The organism is Sphingobium sp. D43FB (assembly GCF_002312805.1).
GTDB lineage: Bacteria > Pseudomonadota > Alphaproteobacteria > Sphingomonadales > Sphingomonadaceae > Sphingobium.
The window spans coordinates 1-422 of the sequence record NZ_NMUA01000216.1 but is presented as its reverse complement, the minus strand read 5'-3'; the positions used below and the strand labels follow the sequence as shown (position 1 = coordinate 422).

At 67.5% G+C, this 422-nt stretch carries 1 protein-coding gene; it reads right to left on the bottom strand.

What is annotated here, in order from left to right; translation table 11 throughout:
• Positions 1-18: 18 nt before the first annotated feature.
• Positions 19-422 (bottom strand): IS110 family transposase (locus tag SxD43FB_RS24100; protein ID WP_141249669.1); only part of this gene is annotated, 404 nt, incomplete at its 5' end.

Genomic DNA, 422 nt, shown 5'->3' with positions numbered 1-422 from the left:
GTTCGGCAGCAGCCCTCCTCAGGCCGTGGCCTCGCGCGCTGATCGGTAGGCCTCCCCGGTGGTCATCATGGCCCAGGCAATGCGTGCCATCTTGTTGGCCAGCGCGACGGCCGCGACCGTTCTTGAGCGTCGTGCCACGAGCCCCTCGATCCAGGCAGCGCCGGCCGTCGCTCTGGCCTTCGGATAGCGGATCACGTTGCGTGCCCCGATGAACAGCAGGTGCCGAAGGTAAGTATCCCCGCGCTTGGTGATGCTGCCCAGCCTGTCCTTGCCACCGCTCGAGTTCTGGCGCGGGGTCAAGCCAAGCCAGGCCGCAAAGTCGCGGCCGGAGCGAAATGCGGTGGCATCCGGCACCGTCGCTGCGATCGCCGTCGCGGTAATCGGACCAATGCCCGGTATGGTTGCGATCAGGCGGCTGACCG